General features: G+C 57.7%; 15 protein-coding genes and 1 tRNA gene. 2 read left to right on the forward strand and 14 right to left on the reverse strand.

Going from position 1 to position 18,964, the window contains the following annotated elements; genetic code table 11:
• Positions 1-61 precede the first annotated feature (61 nt).
• The 3 genes from rsgA to deoC all read right to left on the reverse strand — a co-directional run bounded on the left by rsgA (position 62) and on the right by deoC (position 4,539).
• Entirely contained in the window at positions 62-1,096 is a 1,035-nt protein-coding gene (gene rsgA / locus QWY83_RS13095; protein ID WP_249947041.1) for a ribosome small subunit-dependent GTPase A, read from the reverse strand.
• A 79-nt stretch (positions 1,097-1,175) separates the two neighbouring features.
• Entirely contained in the window at positions 1,176-3,533 is a 2,358-nt protein-coding gene (locus QWY83_RS13100; protein ID WP_249947042.1) for an aldehyde dehydrogenase family protein, read from the reverse strand.
• Between the two features lie 10 nt (positions 3,534-3,543).
• On the reverse strand, positions 3,544-4,539 hold the full coding sequence (gene deoC, locus QWY83_RS13105; protein WP_435404534.1) for a deoxyribose-phosphate aldolase: 996 nt from the start codon (positions 4,537-4,539) through the stop codon (positions 3,544-3,546).
• 304 nt (positions 4,540-4,843) lie between these two features.
• Here deoC and QWY83_RS13110 point away from each other — a divergent pair, with 304 nt between their 5' ends.
• Entirely contained in the window at positions 4,844-5,422 is a 579-nt protein-coding gene (locus QWY83_RS13110) for a YceI family protein (protein WP_249947043.1), read from the forward strand.
• Between the two features lie 53 nt (positions 5,423-5,475).
• Here QWY83_RS13110 and QWY83_RS13115 read toward each other — a convergent pair whose 3' ends face one another.
• The 5 genes from QWY83_RS13115 to QWY83_RS13135 all read right to left on the reverse strand — a co-directional run bounded on the left by QWY83_RS13115 (position 5,476) and on the right by QWY83_RS13135 (position 10,933).
• Positions 5,476-6,654 carry a cytochrome b/b6 domain-containing protein gene (locus QWY83_RS13115; RefSeq protein ID WP_249947044.1) on the reverse strand — a complete coding sequence of 393 codons (1,179 nt, stop codon included), beginning with the start codon at positions 6,652-6,654 and terminating at the stop codon, positions 5,476-5,478.
• Positions 6,655-6,910: 256 nt separating this feature from the next.
• Positions 6,911-6,985: transfer RNA gene (locus tag QWY83_RS13120), tRNA-Gln, on the reverse strand.
• A 204-nt stretch (positions 6,986-7,189) separates the two neighbouring features.
• On the reverse strand, positions 7,190-8,884 hold the full coding sequence (locus QWY83_RS13125) for a KpsE/RkpR family capsule polysaccharide export protein (RefSeq protein WP_249947045.1): 1,695 nt from the start codon (positions 8,882-8,884) through the stop codon (positions 7,190-7,192).
• Positions 8,859-9,521: an ABC transporter ATP-binding protein gene (locus tag QWY83_RS13130; protein ID WP_249947046.1), complete on the reverse strand. Its 663-nt coding sequence runs from the start codon at positions 9,519-9,521 to the stop codon at positions 8,859-8,861. The genes QWY83_RS13125 and QWY83_RS13130 overlap by 26 nt, the downstream gene beginning before the upstream one ends.
• A 152-nt stretch (positions 9,522-9,673) precedes the next feature.
• Positions 9,674-10,933 (reverse strand): Na+/H+ antiporter NhaA, encoded by a 1,260-nt coding sequence (locus tag QWY83_RS13135; protein WP_249947047.1) that lies wholly within the window; start codon positions 10,931-10,933, stop codon positions 9,674-9,676.
• Positions 10,934-11,217: 284 nt separating this feature from the next.
• Between QWY83_RS13135 and QWY83_RS13140 the strand changes: the two genes are divergently transcribed.
• A complete protein-coding gene (locus tag QWY83_RS13140) occupies positions 11,218-12,000 on the forward strand; it encodes an SseB family protein (RefSeq protein ID WP_105236280.1) in 783 nt (260 codons plus the stop codon).
• Here the strand turns inward: QWY83_RS13140 and QWY83_RS13145 are convergent.
• The 6 genes from QWY83_RS13145 to QWY83_RS13170 are packed head-to-tail and all read right to left on the reverse strand — an operon-like array spanning position 11,997 to position 18,482.
• Positions 11,997-12,920: a 2-hydroxyacid dehydrogenase gene (locus QWY83_RS13145; protein WP_249947048.1), complete on the reverse strand. Its 924-nt coding sequence runs from the start codon at positions 12,918-12,920 to the stop codon at positions 11,997-11,999. The two genes, QWY83_RS13140 and QWY83_RS13145, sit on opposite strands and share 4 nt — an antisense overlap.
• Positions 12,920-14,059, reverse strand: a complete 1,140-nt coding sequence (gene rodA / locus QWY83_RS13150) for a rod shape-determining protein RodA (protein WP_249947049.1) — start codon at positions 14,057-14,059, stop codon at positions 12,920-12,922. The genes QWY83_RS13145 and rodA overlap by 1 nt, the downstream gene beginning before the upstream one ends.
• Before the next feature lies 1 nt (position 14,060).
• A complete protein-coding gene (gene mrdA / locus QWY83_RS13155) occupies positions 14,061-16,004 on the reverse strand; it encodes a penicillin-binding protein 2 (protein ID WP_249947050.1) in 1,944 nt (647 codons plus the stop codon).
• The gene (locus QWY83_RS13160) at positions 16,001-16,540 is read right to left on the reverse strand and encodes a rod shape-determining protein MreD (protein ID WP_249947051.1); all 540 of its coding nucleotides are present in this window, start codon (positions 16,538-16,540) and stop codon (positions 16,001-16,003) included. Before QWY83_RS13160 ends, mrdA begins: the two co-directional genes overlap by 4 nt.
• Positions 16,533-17,441: a rod shape-determining protein MreC gene (gene mreC, locus QWY83_RS13165; RefSeq protein ID WP_249947052.1), complete on the reverse strand. Its 909-nt coding sequence runs from the start codon at positions 17,439-17,441 to the stop codon at positions 16,533-16,535. Before mreC ends, QWY83_RS13160 begins: the two co-directional genes overlap by 8 nt.
• 3 nt (positions 17,442-17,444) lie before the next feature.
• Positions 17,445-18,482: a rod shape-determining protein gene (locus tag QWY83_RS13170; protein ID WP_067550596.1), complete on the reverse strand. Its 1,038-nt coding sequence runs from the start codon at positions 18,480-18,482 to the stop codon at positions 17,445-17,447.
• Between the last annotated feature and the right edge of the window lie 482 nt (positions 18,483-18,964).

Raw genomic sequence — 18,964 nt, forward strand, 5'->3', positions numbered from 1 at the left:
CTGCGCTATGTAGAAATAACGAAAGGGCGGCTGTAAGAGCCGCCCTTTTTCGTTGTGCTGACTACCGCCTGCGCCCCGACGGTTTGGTGACCTTTTTTCCGCGCGGGCCAGTTTGGACAGGCGTGTTGCTGCGGTTTTCATCTTGGAGCTTGTGCCAGCGGTCTAGGCGCGCCGCGTCGATTTCGCCGCGGGCGACGGCGGCTTGGACGGCGCAGCCTGGTTCGTGGGCGTGGGTGCAATTGCGGAAGCGGCAATTGTCGGCTTGCTCTACGATTTCGGCAAAGAGCACGTCGAGGCCGACAGACAGATCGCTGACGTGCAGGGTGCGCATGCCCGGAGTGTCGATCACCCAGCCGCCGCCCTCAATGGAATGGAGCGACCGCGAGGTCGTTGTATGGCGTCCCTTGGCATCGGATTCGCGGATGCCACCCGTGGCTTGGGCCTCATCAGGGGCTTTATTAGCGAGGGTGTTCAAGAGCGTCGATTTGCCAACGCCAGATGATCCGATCAGGGCAACCGTTTGGCCCGCACCGCACCACGGCGCGAGGACTTTGGCTGCTTCAGGGGATTTGCCGTTGACGGTGACAACGGTCAGGTCGCGTTGGATGGCTGCGGCCTCGGTCTTGTATCGGTCGAGTTCGGTGGTTTGGTCGGCCTTTGTCAGAACGATGACGGGGGTTGTACCTGCTTCGTTCGAAAGGGCCAGATACCGCTCTAACCGCGCTGGGTTAAAGTCGTCGTTGCAGGAGGTGACGATAAACAGCGTGTCCACGTTTGCGGCGATCAGCTGGTGATCGCGGCCCCCTTCGGTGCGGCGTTGAAGTAGGGAATGACGGTCAAGGCGACGCACCAAAAGCGAGGTATCAGGTTCGACCAAGACCCAATCGCCGACCGCGAAATCAGTCGTTCGGACATTGTGGCCCAGAACCAGACGTGTGGAATCCCGCCCTGTCGTAGCGGTCATTCGGCTGCGGTGGACGGTCGCGACGCGCATTGGCACGAGGCTAGCCTCGTCGTCGGACACTTGGTCGACATAAAACGAGGTCCACCCAAGGGCGGTCAAACGATCAGACTGAGGTTCAGATGCAATAGTCACGGGCACTGCATGGCTAGAATTGCCGAGTGTTGCAAGTGTTTGGTGCAGCCCCATTGATCAAAGGGCTGCACCTGTGGGGTTATTCGCCGTAGGGCACCCAGATATTTTTGACTTGGGTCGCACGGGCGAGGAATTTGCGCCCTTGCCCTGCAGGTGATGCGAAATCACGGGTGCCTGCGACTTCGGTCCACGTTTGTTTGAGGTTGCCGGTCGAGGCCTTTTCGACCATGGCGCAGCCGTCGGCCGTTCCGAAATACCACATCGCGGCGACTTCATCGTGTTGGGCAAGCGTTTTGGAGAGTTCCTCACGCGGGCCAGTGACGATGTTGACGACGCCAGCGGGTACGTCAGAGGTTTCGAGGATCTGGTAGAAATCTGTCGCGACAAGTGGTTGCGTCTGCGATGGCACGGCGACCACGGCGTTGCCAGTTGCGATGGCGGGCAACACGGTTGAGATAAACCCGAGCAGTGGATGACGGTCGGGGCAAGCGATCCCGATGACCCCCAAGGGTTCATTCATTGCCAATGTGACCATGCGCGACTGTGTTGAGTGAACCGCGCCGTCGAATTTATCGGCCTGAGCCGCATACCAGAAACAACGGCGAATTGCGGCCTCGACCTCTGCCTGTGCGGTGCCTTTGTTGGCACCGAAGGACTGGAGGCGGTCCGCGAATTCACCCGCGCGGGCGGAGAGGTTTTCACCGATGTAATAGAGGACCTGCGCCCGATTGTGGCCTGTCGCCTTGCCCCAGCCAGAGGCTTTGGCGGCGGCCTCAACGGCGTTACGGATGTCCTTGCGGCTGCCAAGAGGGGCGAGGCCAACGGGGCTTTTCGGGCCAGATACGGTGTAGGAATAGCCGCTGTCCGGGCGTGCTTGTTTCCCACCGATGTAGAGCTTGGCTGTGCGGTCAATTTCGGCGGTCGTCGATAGGCCAACGGCTGCGTCCAATGCGGCGGGTGCGGGTTCCGCTTTGCCTGATTTGACCGACGCGGGTTTAAGGTAGGATAGCATCCCCTCGCGCCCCCCTTCGCGGCCAAACCCGCTTTCGCGGTAGCCGCCAAAGCCAGCTGCCGCGTCAAAGATGTTTGTCGCATTGATCCAGACAACGCCCGCTTTGACCTTCGACGTGATATCGAGGCAGAGATTGATGTTCTCCGACCAGATCGACGCCGCGAGGCCGTAGCGCGTGTTGTTCGCCAATGCGATGGCATCATCGACCGTGCGGAAGGTGGTGAGCGTGACCACGGGGCCAAAGATTTCTTCCTCCCACAGGATCGACGCGGGTTCGACATCGGTCGCGAGGGTCGGGGGGTAGAAACAGCCCTGCGGTGCGGCGATCTGGTGTAGAACAGCACCTGCGTCTTGACCCATTTGGACTAAATCGCGAATGCGGTCTGCCTGAACGGGATGCACAATCGCGCCGACATCTGTGTTTTTGTCGAGCGGATCACCAACGCGCAGCTTTGCCATGCGGGTTTTCAAAAGGGCCGTAAAGCGCGGGGCAACGGCCTCTGCCACGAGGATGCGGGAGCCTGCACAGCAGACCTGACCTTGGTTAAACCAGATGGCATCGACGACGCCTTCGACGGCAGCATCGAGGTCGGCATCGGCAAAGACGATAAACGGGGATTTACCGCCAAGCTCGAGGGTCAGCGCCTTGCCCGATCCAGCGATCTGGTCACGTATGATGCGGCCAACTTCGGTCGATCCCGTAAAGGCAACCTTTTGGATGTCCTTATGGCCGACAATGGCAGCACCCGTCGCGCCATCACCTGTCACGATGTTCAGCACGCCTTTGGGCAGGCCGCATTCGGCGGCAATCTGGGCAAAGGCCAGCGCAGTTAGCGGCGTGTATTCGGCGGGTTTCAGAACGACGGTGTTCCCTGCGGCCAAGGCAGGCGCGATTTTCCATGCGAGCATCAGCAGTGGGAAGTTCCACGGGATTACCTGACCGCAAACGCCAACGGCATCCATGTTCGGGAATTCGTCTGCCAGAATTTCAGCCCAGCCCGCATGGTGGTAGAAATGACGAGCGACCAGCGGGATGTCGATATCGCGGCTTTCGCGGATCGGTTTGCCGTTGTCGATGGTTTCCAAGACGGAGAGGAACCGTGCGTGTTGCTGGATGTGACGTGCCAAGGCGTAGAGGTGTTTGGCGCGTTCATGGCCCGACAGTTTCGCCCACTTTGGTTGGGCCTTGTTCGCGGCGGCAACGGCCTTGTCCACGTCGGCACTGGTGCCTTGGGTCACGTGGGCAATGACATCACCCGTTGCGGGGTCGGTCACGGCAAAGGTTTCGCCTACGGGCGTAAACGCGCCATCAATGAAATGGCCAAAGCCAGCCTTATGAGCGTCGAGCCATTTGCGAACGATGGATGCGTCCTCTGGAGCAGTGCCGTAGTCGAGGTCGGAAAGCAGCGGTGTAATATCGGTCATCTGAACTCTCTTACGCGGTGGCGTGGCGGTTGGCGGCGGAATAGCGGCCTGTGACGAAGTGTTCGATCTGGCGTTCAATGTCGCCCAGCATGGAGGACGCGCCAAAGCGGAACAGATCAGGGTTTAGCCAGTCGCGGCCCATTTCCTCTTTCATTAGGATTTGCCATGCGATGGCTTCTTTGGCGGATTTGATGCCGCCCGCAGGTTTGAACCCGATTTTGAACCCAGTCTCGGCGCCGTAGTCGCGAAGCGCGCGCACCATAGTGAGTGAGACGGGCAGGGTGGCGTTCACGCCCTCTTTGCCAGTGGAGGTCTTAATGAAATCGGCACCCGCCTGCATCGCGACCATCGAGGCCGCATAGACATTGCGGAGCGTGCGCAGTTCACCCGTGGCAAGGATCGCCTTCATATGTGCAGGACCGCAGGCCTCACGCATCGCGGCGATTTCGTCATAGAGTTCCGACCAGTTTTCTTTGAGCGCGAGTTCGCGGGAAATCACGATGTCGATTTCCTCGGCGCCTTCTTCGACCGCATAACGGATTTCAGCTAGGCGGAGGTTTAGCGGCGTGAGACCCGCAGGAAAACCAGTGGCGACGGAGGCAACAGGGATACCCGTGCCAGCGAGCGCCTCAACCGCGTGACGCACCATCGTGGGGTAGACACAGACAGCGCCTGTCGTCAGGCGCATGCCTTCCATCCCTATGGCGGTCTTAAGCTGGGGGGACAATGGCTGGGCGGCCTTTGCACACAACCTGCGCACACGTTCGCGCGTATCGTCACCAGCGAGGGTCGTCAGGTCGATCATGCGGATCGCATTCACGAGCCATGCAGCTTGATGCGCTTTCTTGACCGACCGGCGCGTCGTGAGGGACGCTGCGCGGCGTTCTGTGGCGCTCAGGTTGACGGCGTGTCCGTCGAACATGGACACATCGAGAGGGCAGCCCGCGTTTCGGTTGAACGCATGGGCCGTTTCGGTCGTTGCGGGCACTTGATGCGCGGCCTGCATGGTGGTGGCGCCTTGGCGGGCGTCTACAGTCATAGAAAGCTCCAAAACCTCTGGGCAATGTCAGGATGGTAGCCTGAATTGCGCGATGCATCCACAGGACAGACCAGACCACACGCGAAATTAAAAGTATTTTTTGATCGAAGAGTAAAATGTCGTTGGCCTGCCCTTACGTCATTAGCAAGTCACTTTGGCGCGACGGGCTGTTCGCCAAAACACAGACCCTGTTCCGCCACTGTGAATTGCCGAACCAAATGTTTCGGTTAAGTGTCCAGATCAGTCCTCACACAACTCAAGAGAGTGTATTATGAAAAAGTTCCTCCTTACGTCTGCTGCGGTCTTTGGCCTTGCCACTGCTGTGGCTGCAGAGCCTGTAAATTACGTTCTGGACGCATCGCACAGCCAGATCGTTTTCTCCTATAACCACCTCGGCTTCTCGACCACGACTGGCATGTTCTCTGGCTTTGACGGCGCGATCTCGTTCGACGCAGAAAACCCTGCGGCATCGTCTGTGACCGTAGAAGTCAAAGCTGACAGCCTGATCACTGGCTGGAACGAGCGCGACGCACACTTCCTGTCTGACGATTTCTTTGGCGCGGGCGCTGCTCCGCTGATCACCTTTGCCTCGACTGGCATCGAAGTGACTGGCGAAAACACCGGCCTCATCACTGGCGACCTGACCGTGAACGGTATCACCAAATCAGTCGTTCTGGACGCAACCATGACCCAGATGGGCGACCATCCGATGGCGAACCTACCGTGGGTTGGTTTCAACGCGACCACTACTGTTCTGCGTTCTGACTTTGATATGGGAATGTTCGCGCCTTACGTCAGCGACGAAGTGGCAATCGAGATTTCGATCGAAGCCATGGTTCCGGCTGAATAATCCGAACCAAAGTGAATGCGAAAGCCGCCGGAGCGATCCGGCGGCTTTTTTGTTTAGCGGGTTCGCGTCACGGTGAGGGCCACATCGACCATGACGCCAAAGCCAACCGTCGATTCATCCGTGTAGCCAGACCCCATCCCGAAATCGCGGCGATCCAGCGATGCTGTGCCTGTCATTGATGCGGCATCACCGTCGCGGTCGAGCGTGAAGTCCAGAACCACAGGGACGGTTTGACCGACCAGCGTTAGCGTCCCGCTCGCACGATGAGAGGCTCCTTCGATCTGTTCGATCTCAGCCGCAAAGACGGCAGTGGTATAGCTGGAGGTGTCAAAGAACTCCGCTCCTTTTGCTTGATCAGTGACCGTCCCGAGGGTGAGCGATGTGGTGTCAATAATGACCTCAACCTCACCGGACCCCGTGTCGTCATACAGGATCGATGCCGTCCAAGCGCCGAACTGGCCTGTCACAGGCGCCCCCATTTGAGCGACCGTAAACGTCAAAGTCCCGCTCTCTACCTGCCAATTTGCATCTGACGCAGTTTCGACAGCAATCGTTGTCGAGCCGTGCTCATGAGCAGGTTGGGTCAAAATAGGCACTGCAATGATGGCGGCCCAGAGGATCGCTGCGGGAACCATCGGAGCCAAATGGCTGCCTGATGATGCCTGCGAACCTGCAACCTTGCCTTTTGTCATCCGGGCCAGAGTGTCATCTCGGTCGATAATCGCGTGTTTCAGCGCACCTGCGATATGCGCGCCGACGGTAAGGTAGATGACAATCGCGGACAGCCCGTGAATGGACCCTGCAATATGGGCGACGGATTCGGACTTTGGAACGAACGGGAGGTCTTGCCCAAACGGCCACCAAATTGGCGCAAAGCCCGTCTCGGCCGAGTGCATAACCCAACCAGACAAAGGCATCACGAAAATCGCACCATAGAGCGCCCAATGTACGACTTCGGCCACAAAGGTTTCGGCTTTGCGTTCGGGATGCAAGGGTACGGGCTTGGGCTGGGTGAGGGCCCAGATTACGCGCAGGACTGCGAGGAGCAGAACCGCAATGCCGATGGTTTTATGAGTGGAATACAGGGTTTGCAGGAACCCCGCGGTCTCTGCGTTGCGTTCAATCGCATCCCCGATCAACCCCAGCCCAATGTCGGTAATGATTAAAAGGGCGATAGACCAATGAAAAAAACGGGCCAGCGCCCCGTAGCTACTAGACGTGTTGGAAACCATGATGTGAACGATCTGTTGGAATAAGATGCGCGCAGGTTATCGTATTCGCCCGATTAAATCTTCGCACCGCTTTCCACAGGGTCTGTGCAAAATGATCGAAAGTGGGGCAGCTGCCGTGCTGCTAGGATCAAGTCATAGAATCCTGATCACAAGAAAAGGTGTATTTGACGCATGTGTCGCGCCAAAGTGCGGCTGAAAAACGGCTGCGGACTCGCAGTGCCAATTTCTTATAGGTGTCAGTGACTTAGGAGGAAACTGGCTGGGGTGGTAGGATTCGAACCTACGGTGCGCGGTACCAAAAACCGGTGCCTTACCACTTGGCTACACCCCAGCAGCGAGGGGGGTATTACAAGCTGCTGCGGGGCGGTTCAAGGGGGGAGCGGCAAAAAACTGTTACTCTTTATGCATTCTTTTTAGGCCGTTGGAAAACAGGGGTGTTCGTGCGTGTTTTCGAGCCTTTGGTGACACGCTCAATACGAAAACGTCCCGCCGAAGGGGCGGGACGTTCGTGGTCAGAGCGAGTCGGACACAGAATCTACGACGAAACCTGTTCGCGGAGGATCGAAGCCGTCAGCGAGAACATCAGGTAAATCCCTGCAAAGATCAGGAAGGAGACCAAGGTGTTCTCAAAGGCTTTGGGGTAGGTCGGATCATCGGGCGCGATCGGCACAACGCCGAGGGACAGATAGCGCACCTGACGGTTGGCCTCGAGCCGTGCCGTTTCCATCATGGTGAGGGCTTGCTGCACCAATGCGATCTGGAACTGGTAATTTTCTTCGGCGGCACGCAGTTCCGTTGTTTTGGACGCAAGTGAATTCCCGGAGCCTGTTGTTTCGGTCAACTGGAGACGCAAGTCTTCGATTGAGGTTTCAAGGCTCGCGATTTCGCTGTTTACGGCGTTTACGCGCGCTTCGTTCGGGCGGGCGACGGACTGCAAGGAGGCGAGTTCGAGGATCTTATCCTGCCGTCTGGTCTGAAGCTGCCCGATCTGGTTCATGACGAGCTGCGCCTCGCTATCGGGGCTGAAGGTTTCGAGGTCTTCCTGAATGGTCAGGAGTGCCTCAAGCGCTTCTTTGCGGCGGGCCTCGGCCTCTTCATAGCTGGCGTTTGCACCGGACATCTGGTCCTCGCGCATGCGCTGCGTCAGTTGGTCGACCTGTTCCTCGGCGTAGGAAATAAGCGCCTCAGAGAAACGCTGGCTGGTCTGCGGGTCGGCCGCGACCATCTCCATCTTAACGATGCCCTCGGTCGGGTCATAGCCGATGGTCAAGAGGCGCTGATACAGCTTGTAGGCGGCCTCGTTGCTGGCGTCTGGGTCAAGGCGCTGAATCGGGTCGATGTGATCTTGGCTAAAGTGGGCTTTGAATCCCTCTTCCTCGTCTAGGCGGACCATCGCGGCGCGGGACGTGAGGTAGGATTGCACGGCAATCGCATCTGCCTGAGTGGCGAGCGACGTGCCTTGGAACAGGCCAGAGAGGCCACCAGCGGCACCGCCTGCGGGTTGGGACTGCTGGATCACGAATTCAGACTTCGTCGCATACATCGGGGTCGCGATGACGAAGTAATAATAGCCCGCCAGCAGCGTCGGCAGCAGGACAAAGATCGCGAGCCGCGAGAAGAGCGACACCAACCGTTGGCGGCGGCGGCGAATAAGGTCCTGCTGGATGCGCATAATCTCGCTGGCGCGACGCTCTGCAGCGGCAGCGGGATCAGGTGCGGTCAGGGCGCGTCCCTGTTGAATGGTCTGCGGCAGTTGCATTTTGCCACCAGCCGCGAGAGCGGTTCCCGTGGGAGGCTTCGTACCGCCCCCATTCCCGCCACCGTTCGGCGCGACGAGTTCGAGAATGCTCGACCGTTCAAAGGGATCAATGCCGTTTTGGCGCAATTGGCGGACGGCATCGAAATCGGAGGTTACGGCAAGGCCGTGTTTCTGCGCCACGCGCCGCGCCATGCGCAACTGACGACCTGTGAGGCCCTCTTTGCGGATCGTGTCAATCTCTGCTTCGGCAGAGGCGACAGCGGGGCTGTCGATATTGGCATCAACGGGCGGCGTCGGCTGCTCTTGCGCCTGTTCAGGTTGCGGGGCGCGTGCCTGTTGTGGGCGCTGCACTTGCGGACGCGGCTGTGGCTGCTGCGGTGGCGTTGGGCGGGCCGCTTGCGGTTTGTCGTCGGTTGCCTTGGGATCGGTGGTCCGCAGGCGGAATTTACTGGCCTTGGGTTTCATAGTCATAAAGCTGTTTTGCCTCTTCCAAGGTATCGAACATATGTAGGTGACCGTCCATTAAGACGGCTGCCGATTTGGCGAACCGTTCTAGCGTGGCGGCTTGGTGGGACACGATGACCACCGTTGTTGTTTCCAACCGTTCTCTTAATATTTCGCCCGCTTTGCGGTTAAATTCTTGGTCGGTTGTCGAAGGCATACCTTCGTCGATCAGATACATATCAAAATCGAGCGCCAACATCAGCGCAAAAGACAACCGTGCGCGCATACCTTGGCTGTAGGTGCCAACGGGCATGTCAAAGTATTCTTTGATGTCGCAGAGCCAGCGGCAGAAGGCTTCGATGTAGTCGGGGTCGAGCCCGTAGAGACGCGCGATGCAGCGGGTGTTCTCTTTGCCCGTGTGGCGCGTGACGAGGCCGCCCATAAAGCCCAGCGGGAATGAAATGCGGCACTTGCGGTGGATTTCACCCTCATCGGGTTTTTCCAAGCCAGACATCATGTTGATCAGCGTGGTTTTACCCGTGCCGTTCGGTGCCAAAATGCCAAGAGAGTTGCCGAGTTCCACACGAAACGACGCGCGATCAAGGATGACCTTGCGCTGTTTTCCTGTCCAAAAGGACTTGCTCACGTTTACGAATTCAAGCATCGCGATCCGCTCTGCCCTGCTCGGGCGCCCATTGTTGGGTCATGGTTGTGCCAAACTGTTTGGCAATTTTCCCCTCATTATGTCGGATCGGAGAGGAAAAATACAATGATTTCGCGGCCCGCCTCAAATTGTGAAGGCGGGCCGCGATGAGGTTAGTTTACTTTTTGAACGCGGGTCAGTTTGCCAGCGACGATCGAAATTGCGGCAGCAAAGAAGCTGAACAGCGCGCCCATTTTAGCGGCGTCCTGAACTGGGCCAGCATCGAAGGCAACCGAGGCCACGAACAGAGCCACGGTAAAGCCAATCGCAGCCACACAGCCGACGACAAACAGGTCGATGATCCGCATGCCTTCGGGCAGGCCGAGGCGAAGCGGTTTCGCCGCAATCCAGCCCATGATCATCACGCCGAGGGGTTTGCCGATCAGCAGACCAGCAAGCACGAGCCAAGTCGGTTCAGAGATCGATTTGAACTCCACACCAGCGTTCAAGAGGCCGAAGAACAGCAGGATGATTTCAACCGGATACTTCAACGCGTGTTCGATGTCGTTGAGCAGGTCATGCAGGTGGGTTTCGGCTTCGGAGAAGATACCAAAAGCGCGGTCTGCATGAGGAATCGTCGGAACGATCGGCAGGAGGCCAAGCGCAGGGTGGATGCCCGACTCTTGGAAACCATACCAGCTCAGAGCTGCCGCAATCGCGTAGGGCCAGAACGACAGTTTTTTACGCACCCAAGTGGAGTTAGGGCGGGCTTGATTACCGCGGTCCAGATAGCGCGGCAGCCAGTTTGCGAGGACAAAGACCGCGATGGCAGCGCCGAACGAGAGCAGCAGCCAAACCGGGGCCAGATCGCCCGATGGGTAGAAGATCGCGAGGATCAACAGGCCAACCGCATCGTCCGCGATTGCCAAAAGAAGCAGGAAGCGAACAGCAGGGTGGCCAGCGCCGAACACCAGACGACCAACGAGGTACGAAAACGCGATGTCGGTTGCGGTTGGGATCGCCCAACCTTTGGACACGGCATCATAGGTTTCAGAGCCGAGGAATGCTGCGAGGCCGAGGTAAACAGCCACCGGACCAAGCACGCCGCCAGCGGTCGCGATCAGCGGAGTTGCCGCTTTTTTACCACGCAGCGAGCCGTTTTCGAGGATAATCGCTTCCCAGACTTCCTTTGCCGCGATGGCAAAGAACAGCGCCATAAGGACGTCATTGACCAGATAGTGGAGCGTCAGCGTGCGTGTGACATGGCCGTGGCCGTCATCATGCAGGTGACCGATAAAGAAGTCGTCGATGAGGACGAATTCGACAAAATGGTGATAGCTTTCGGGGTTCGTGTTCGCCCATGCGAGAGCGGCAAGCGCCCCGATGATTAGCAGGAGCGAGTATTGCGTAAGAAAGTTCCAGACGCGGTACATGCAGCTTTCCTCGTTATTTAGATGACGTGCGATTACCGTAACTTGACGTCAATCACAACGATGCGGTGTAGCTCTATACCGCCTTTGGCCCCTGTTGTGTCCATTTGCGCTAAGGCTTTTCGGCAAATCTGAGCAATTGCGGCCATAATGGTGAAAATTATCGGTTTGCCTAGTTTGTATCGTGGAATTTGCCCTATTCGCCGCAGCCGACCCTTGCCCTTGGGCACGCGGCGCAATAGGCCAAAACCCGAGATGCGGACCGCAAACTGACGAGGTGTTCCATGATGACAGAGCTTGATACTGCCCACGCTGCGATGGATGCCGATCCCGACAATGATGCGGCGCGTCTGCGGTTTTACGAGCGCCTTGCCGATACCGAGATGTTCCTTTTGCTGGCGTCAGAGCCAGAAGGGGATGACGATATAAACCCCGAAGTGATCGAAGCCGACGATGTACAATATGTCCTCGTTTTTGATCGCGAAGAACGTCTTGCTGATTTCGCCGAGCGTGCTGCGAGCTATGCGGCTGTGTCGGGGCGCGGTCTTGCGCAGATGTTGGTCGGGCAGGGTGTCGGCATGGGGGTGAACCTTGGTCAGCCGTCGTCGATCCTGATCCCGCCTGCGGCGATCGACTGGCTGATCGAAACGCTGGGAAATGCACCAGAAGAAGCTCAAGCGCGTCCTGTTGAAATCACCGCGCCCAAAGGGTTGCCCGAGTCTGTCGTGACAGGTTTGGATCGTAAACTCGCGACGGCTGGGGGATTGGCCGAGGTCGCATATCTTTCGGGCGTGACCTATGACACCGGCGCACGTGGTCATATCCTGACTTATGTGGGCGCTGTCGAAGGTGCAGAACCTGCCTTGGCCCGTGCCGTTGCCGAAGCGCTGACGTTTTCGGGTGTGGACGCTGGTATGATCGACGTGACCTTTGTGCCTGCGGATAGCGATTTCGTCGCGCGACTGGAACGCGTTGGCTTGCGGTTTGATTTACCGAAGCCAGAGGTTCCACAAGCCATCCCGGGTTCTAACCCCGGTATGGATCCAGCGCGTCCGCCAAAACTGCGTTAATAGCCGCGGGTCCGATCGACGAGGTTTAGCAGTGGCTCGCCTGCTTCGGCACGGCGCAGGTTTTCGGCGATTTGTTCAACGGCCGTTTCGGGCCGTGTTTCGCTAGCGATATGGGGCGTGACTGTGACATTGGGGTGCGCCCAATAGGCGTGATCTGCGGGGAGCGGTTCGACACGGAACACATCCAACGTGGCGTGTCCGATTTGCCCAGAATTGAGTGCGGCCAGTAGCGCCTCATCATCGATTAGCGCCCCCCGACCGGGATTGATCACAAAGGCGCCTTTGGCCATTGCGGCCATTGCGTCCGCGTTCAGGATGTTTTCGGTCTGCGATGTGAGAGGCAGCAGGAGAACCGCGATCTGCGCGTCCTTGAGCGCCTCAGCGGGTGACCCCGATAGGCAGCGTACACCGTCGATGGATTTTGGTGTTCTGCTCCATCCTGTGATGGGAAACCCAAGCTGCACCAATGCCTTAGCGCAGGCTGCACCTAGTTCACCTAAGCCAAGAATCGTGACAGGCCGATCCTTTGACAGCGGCGGTGCCACGGGCGCCCATTCGCCGTTTTGGTTTTTGATCTGCTGATCCATACCCAGATGGTGACGCAAAACATGGCCTATCACCCATTCGATCATGCCTTGGGTCAATCCAGTATCGACCAATCGGCACAGCGGCTGAGACAGGGTGGCATTGGGGGCGATTGTTTCGACGCCTGCCCAAAGGCTTAATACCGCTTTGCAGCGCGTGAAGGGTGTAAAGTCAGTCAGCGTCGGATTGGGCGCGAAGATGATGTAGTCGACCTGTTCGGCGGGAATATCCGTGCCAAGGTTGATGGCGATCCCTTTGGTCGCGCAGGCCTCGATCAGCAGATCGTGGTATGTGTCCCAAAGCTGCGGGCGGGCGGAAAAGAGAACGTTGATCATTATCGTGCCTTATGGACGTGCGCGCTTTGGATGAGGCCAAAACCGACCAAGAGCACTAACATTGCCGAACCACCGTAGCTGACCATCGGCAAAGGCACACCTACGACCGGCGCCATGCCCATCACCATCGACATATTCACCGCGAAATAGAGGAAGAACGTCATCGTGATGCCCAAGGTCAGCAACGATCCGAACCTGTCGCGGTTTTGAAGGGCCGAGAAAATGCAGATCAATATCAGCGCAACGTAGAGGGTTAAGAGGGTCGTCGCCCCGATGAAGCCAAACTCTTCTGCCAAGGTGGTAAAGATAAAGTCGGTATGCTTTTCAGGCAGGAAGTTCAGGCGCGATTGTGTGCCTTGCATGAACCCGCGACCTGTCCACCCGCCGGAGCCAAGCGCAATCTTTGCCTGAGTGATGTGATAGCCGGCGCCCAGCGGATCACTGGATGGGTCGAGGAAGGTCTCAATTCGGCGGTATTGGTAGTCTTTTAGCAATTGCCACGACTGACCTTTGGACACCATCACAGCCCAAACCACGCCGACCCCACTCGCGATAACGCCTGCGAAATAGGCCCAGTGGACGCCCGCAAGGAACATGATCGTGCCGCCGCCAATCATCACGAGAAGTGCTGTCCCAAGGTCGGGCTGTTTCAACACCAGCGCCGTGGGGATCATGATGATCATCACGGGTATAAAGACCCAAAGAGGGTGGGATTTGCGGTTCAGTGGCAGCCAGTCGTAATAGGAAGCGAGGAACATCACGACGGTGATCTTTGCCAGTTCCGACGGTTGAAGAACCATAAAGCCGAGGTTGATCCAGCGCTGGGCCCCCATGCGGACTTCGCCGAAAAGCTCAACTGCGATCAAGAGAAGGACAGAAACGATATAGCCGACCGCAGAGACGTTTCGCCAAAACCAGATCGGGATCATTGCGATCCCCAACATCACCGCCATACCCAAGGCAAAGCGTTTCAGTTGCGGTTCGAGCCATGGATTTATGGAACCGCCAGCGACGGAATAGAGCATAATGAAGCCCGCGCTTGAGATTGCGCAGAGCAACAGAATGATCGGCCAGTTTAGAAATAGGAGCTTTCTGAACCCCGTCGGAACCGATTTGACGTTATATTCGAGGTAGCTCATGTCAGGCCCTATCGTTGCCTTGAATGGCCCCCGGTTGAACGCGGTTTTGGATGGCGCGTTGCTGTTCCGAAATGCGACCTCGCACGTTTGACGGATATGCCTCTAATGGGGGCTGCCCTTCGTAGAGGGCTTGAAGCATCACATCGCGCGCAATTGGCGCAGCGGCAGCAGACCCGCCGCCACCGTGTTCGACAACGACCGCAACCGCGTATTTGGGATCATCCACGGGGGCAAAGCCCACAAACAGCGCGTGGTCGCGGCGTTCCCATGGTAGGTCGGCGTTGCTCGTCACGCCACGCGCACGTTCTTCTGCGGTAATGCGGCGCACCTGACTGGTGCCCGTCTTTCCGCCCATGCGTTTATCCGACACGTTGATCCGCGACCCATAGGCCGTGCCACGGTTGTTGTTTGACACCGCATCCATCGCAGCGCGAATACGGCGGAGGTAGTTTTCGTTGAGGCCAATGGTGTCGTCGCTCTGCTTTGGCGTCTCGACACCGTCTATCGTGTGGATCAGGCGCGGTGTGATGGTGCGTCCTGTCGCAATCCGTGCGGACATAATCGCCAGCTGAAGCGGCGAAGCGAGGACATAGCCCTGACCGATCGACGCGTTGACCGTGTCGCCAATTCGCCAATCCTCACCGCGAACGGTGGCTTTCCATTCTTTGTCAGGAGCAAGCCCTTCGGCCACTGCCGACAAGGGGAGGTCATGACGAACGCCGAGGCCAAACCGCCGTGCCATCGCCGAAATTTTATCAATGCCGACGCGCTGTGAGACCTCGTAATAGTAGCAGTCACAGGACTGTTTGAGGCTGTCATGTAAGTTGACGTTGCCGTGTCCGCCACTTTTCCAGCAGTGGAAACGGTTGCCAGAGACTTCGGTGTAGCCACGGCAAAGGATCGTTTCTTCGGGGTCCAACACGCCGTCTTCGAGTGCTGCAAGCGCGGTGATCATCTTGAATGTGGAACCCGGCGGGTAGGTGCCTTGCACGGCTTTGGCCGCGAGAGGGCGGAACGGATTTTCGTTCAACGCGTTCCATTCGGCCACAGAGATACCGCGCACAAAAAGGTTCGGATCGAACGATGGCGATGACACGACAGCGCGCAGATCACCGTTTTCAAGGTCGATGACAACGGCACCTGCGGATTCGCCCTCTAGGCGGGCTTCGACGTAGGTTTGCAAGGCGCTGTCGATGGTCAACTGAAGGTCCGCACCGGGCTGACCCTCTTCGCGTGACAGTTCGCGCATAACGCGGCCGATGGCATTCACCTCGATTTGGCGGGTGCCAGCCGATCCACGCAGGACTTCTTCCATCTTTGCTTCGACGCCCGTTTTACCGATTTGGAATTTGGGTATCTGGAGGAGAGGATCGGGGTTTTCGATGCGGCTGAGGTCGTAATCCGAAACAGGACCCACGTAGCCAATCACATGGGCGAGGTCAGCGCCTTGGGAATAATAGCGGCTCAGGCCAACCTCGGTCGTAACACCGGGTAGGGCAGGGGCGTTTACGGTGACGCGGGTGATATCGTCCCACGTCAGGCGGTCGGCGATAGTGACGGGCACAAAGGCAGATCGGTTGCTCATCTCTTTGAGAGCTTCTGCACGCGCAGTGTCGGACAATGGGATGAGCTGTGACAGACGGTCTAGCACTTCTTCGACGTCGCCCGCATCCTCGCGGGTCATCGTGATGCGGTAGTTCTGTTCGTTCCCTGCGAGCAACACGCCATGGCGGTCATAGATCAAACCGCGAGCGGGAGGTAAGAGCTTGATGTTAATGCGGTTTTCATCGGCCAGTAGGCGGAATGTCTCTGCCTGTTCGATCTGCATGGACCGTAGTTTCAACGCCAACAAACCTGCTGTCGCAAGCTGCAACCCACCCACGACCAAAGTGCGGCGGCCAATGCCCCGCTGGCTCTGCGCAGTGTCCTTTGGTGGGCGTTTCACAGGCGTCTCCCCAAATCGTCAACTTCGCCCATCGCGGGACGGCTAATCCCGAAAGCGAGGTAAGATAAGAGCACCACAACAGGATAAACCAAAATCGTGATGGTCAGTTGGGTTAATGTCAGCATCAACGGGGCTTGCTGCAAGAGTAAGATGGTCAAAATAACGCGATAGCCCACGTAGAGGCCCACGAGCGTTCCTGTGACGAGCAGCCATTCAAACGGAAAGGCCAAGGCTCGCAGGTCGGCGGCACGATTGCGCAAAATCTCGGTGCTGATCACGATCAATGCGGCCCAAAGCCCCGGTGGGCGGTCGAGCAGGATATCGGCGCTGAAATGAACCAGCGCGATCAAGGCAACAGGGGTCAGGTCTGGACGCCGGATCACCCATGCCAGAGTGAAGGCCACCAGAATATCAGGTGCCGCGATGCGGTCAGGCACCATGTTCAGAGGCAAAATCTGGGCGAAGAGAAATGTGAACGACAGACCGACAAAAAGGGCGCGTCCAGCCCAACGACGTGTTGCCTGGACCTCAGCCATCTGAGGGCGCTTCCGTGGTTTCGGGCGATGCCGCTTCTGCGGCATTAGGGGCCAAAAGATTGCCTGGGTCGTCGATGCGTTCCCGTGGCTGGCTGCGCAGCACACGCAGGAATTCGAGCCGTTCGTAGTCCGCCGATAGACGCACCCGAAGTCGGTTATCGGTGCCGAGGGCAACTTGACCAATCAGCAGGTCGGCAGGGAATACGCCGCCATCCCCAGAGGAAACGACGCGATCGCCGGGGCGAACTTGATCTGGGGCCTCAAGGAATTCGATGGGCGGGTTACGGGTGTTGTCGCCCATCAGGATCGCCCGCTGACCAGAGCCTTGGATGATGATCGGAACGCGGCTTGATGTATCGGTCAGCAACAGGACGCGCGAGGTTTCTTGACCCACACCAGAGATGCGGCCAACGAGCCCGATCCCATCCATCACGGCCCAACCGTCGGTGATCCCGTCCCGCGCCCCGACGTTCAAAAGTACGGACTGTCTGAACGGCGAACCGCTGTCCGCTAATACGATACCCGTGATGTAAGTTAGCTGCGGGTCGAGTTGGACGTTGTTCAAATCCAACAGCTTTGCGTTCTCTTGTTCAAGCTGCAGCGCCGCTTCGCGCCATGCTTTCATCTGCTGCAGTTCGCGCCGCAAATCTGCGTTCTGTTCAACAAGACGTTGATAGGATTGGAAATCAGATATGATGCGGGTCAACCCAGTGACGGGGGTCATCACCCAATCCATCGGAGGAATAACACGGTCAAGCACGGCAGAGCGGAACCGCTCAACGCGCGGACTATCAATCCGCCATACCAAAAAGATCGCGAGGAAAAGGATAACCAGCACGGCCACCAACAGCCGCCGAAGCGGAGCTGAATAGGTATCTTCGCGCTGGTTCTCCCGTGCCACGGCTTAGCTGTCGTAGTCGATCACGTGGCGGAGTTGTTTTTCGTACTCCAGCGCCTTGCCGGTGCCCAAAGCCACGCAGTTCAGCGATTCATCTGCGACCGAAATGGCCAGACCAGTTTGTTCGCGCAGAGCGAGGTCCAACTGACCCAACAGTGCGCCACCACCCGTGAGCATCACACCACGGTCCACAATATCTGCTGCCAGATCGGGCGGCGTTGCTTCGAGTGCGGTCATAACCGCTTCGGTGATTTGCTGAACGGGTTCAGCAAGAGCCTCAGCAACCTGCGCTTGGCTGATCTCGGTTTCTTTCGGAACGCCATTCAGCAGGTCACGACCGCGAATGTGCATAGAGGTTCCACGACCGTCGTCAGGCATACGTGCTGTGCCGATGGAGGTCTTAATGCGTTCAGCCGTCGCTTCACCTATCAAGAGGTTATGCTGGCGACGCAGGTAGTTGATGATCGCTTCGTCCATGCGGTCACCGCCGACACGTACTGAACGTGCGTAAACGATGTCACCCAAGGACAGAACCGCAACCTCGGTCGTGCCGCCGCCGATATCGACGACCATGTTACCAGTCGGATCGGTGATCGGCATGCCTGCACCAATAGCCGCTGCAATAGGTTCTGCGATCAGACCAGCGCGACGTGCGCCAGCAGAGAGAACCGATTGACGGATCGCGCGCTTCTCAACGGGTGTCGCCCCGTGAGGAACACAGACGATGATCTTTGGCTTTGAGAAGGTCGTGCGCTTGTGAACTTTGCGGATGAAATGTTTGATCATTTCTTCTGCAGTGTCGAAGTCCGCGATAACACCATCGCGCATCGGACGGATTGCTTCGATCGAACCAGGAGTACGGCCCAGCATCAGCTTTGCATCTTCGCCAACTGCGAGAACCTTCTTCACGCCGTCTTTGACGTGGTAGGCGACCACCGAAGGTTCCGACAGGACGATGCCCTTGCCTTTTACGTAAACAAGAGTGTTCGCCGTGCCGAGGTCAATGGCCATATCTGACGAAAACAAACCTCCGAAACTAGCCATATGCCGTCTTCCCGTAATTAAAATGCATGAAGCCAAGCGAGTCTCTGCAGGGCCGACCGCTTTATAGGGGCGAAGCGCTCTATGCGAAAGAGGGTGTCCACCTCCCACAAGCGCGATTCTGCTTGCCTGAGACTCGGGTGGGGTAGGGCGATTCAGAGAGACGCCGAAATACAGAGTTCTGAGGGGGCATATATATAAAGTATAAGGGGACGGAAAATTGGGCCTGAAATTGGCGGGATTCGGGGCGTTTTTCCGGGCGAAGAGCGGCAGTCGAATAAAAGTGCTCGCCTAAGCGTCTTAAAAATAAGGGGCTTCGATAAAAATTACAAAGAAAGTGCGTTTTCTGTAAAAAACCGCTTGCGGCTTCTTAGTGATAACCTTAGAACCCCCTTCACCGGCGGCGCTGAGGCGCGGTTGGGGCGGACGGAACGGTCGGAAGGCTGGGAAGTTTGGAAAAAATTAGAGGTATTTCGGGCGAGGCG

The sequence above is a fragment of the Marivivens donghaensis genome (assembly GCF_030410045.1).
Classification (GTDB): domain Bacteria; phylum Pseudomonadota; class Alphaproteobacteria; order Rhodobacterales; family Rhodobacteraceae; genus Marivivens; species Marivivens donghaensis.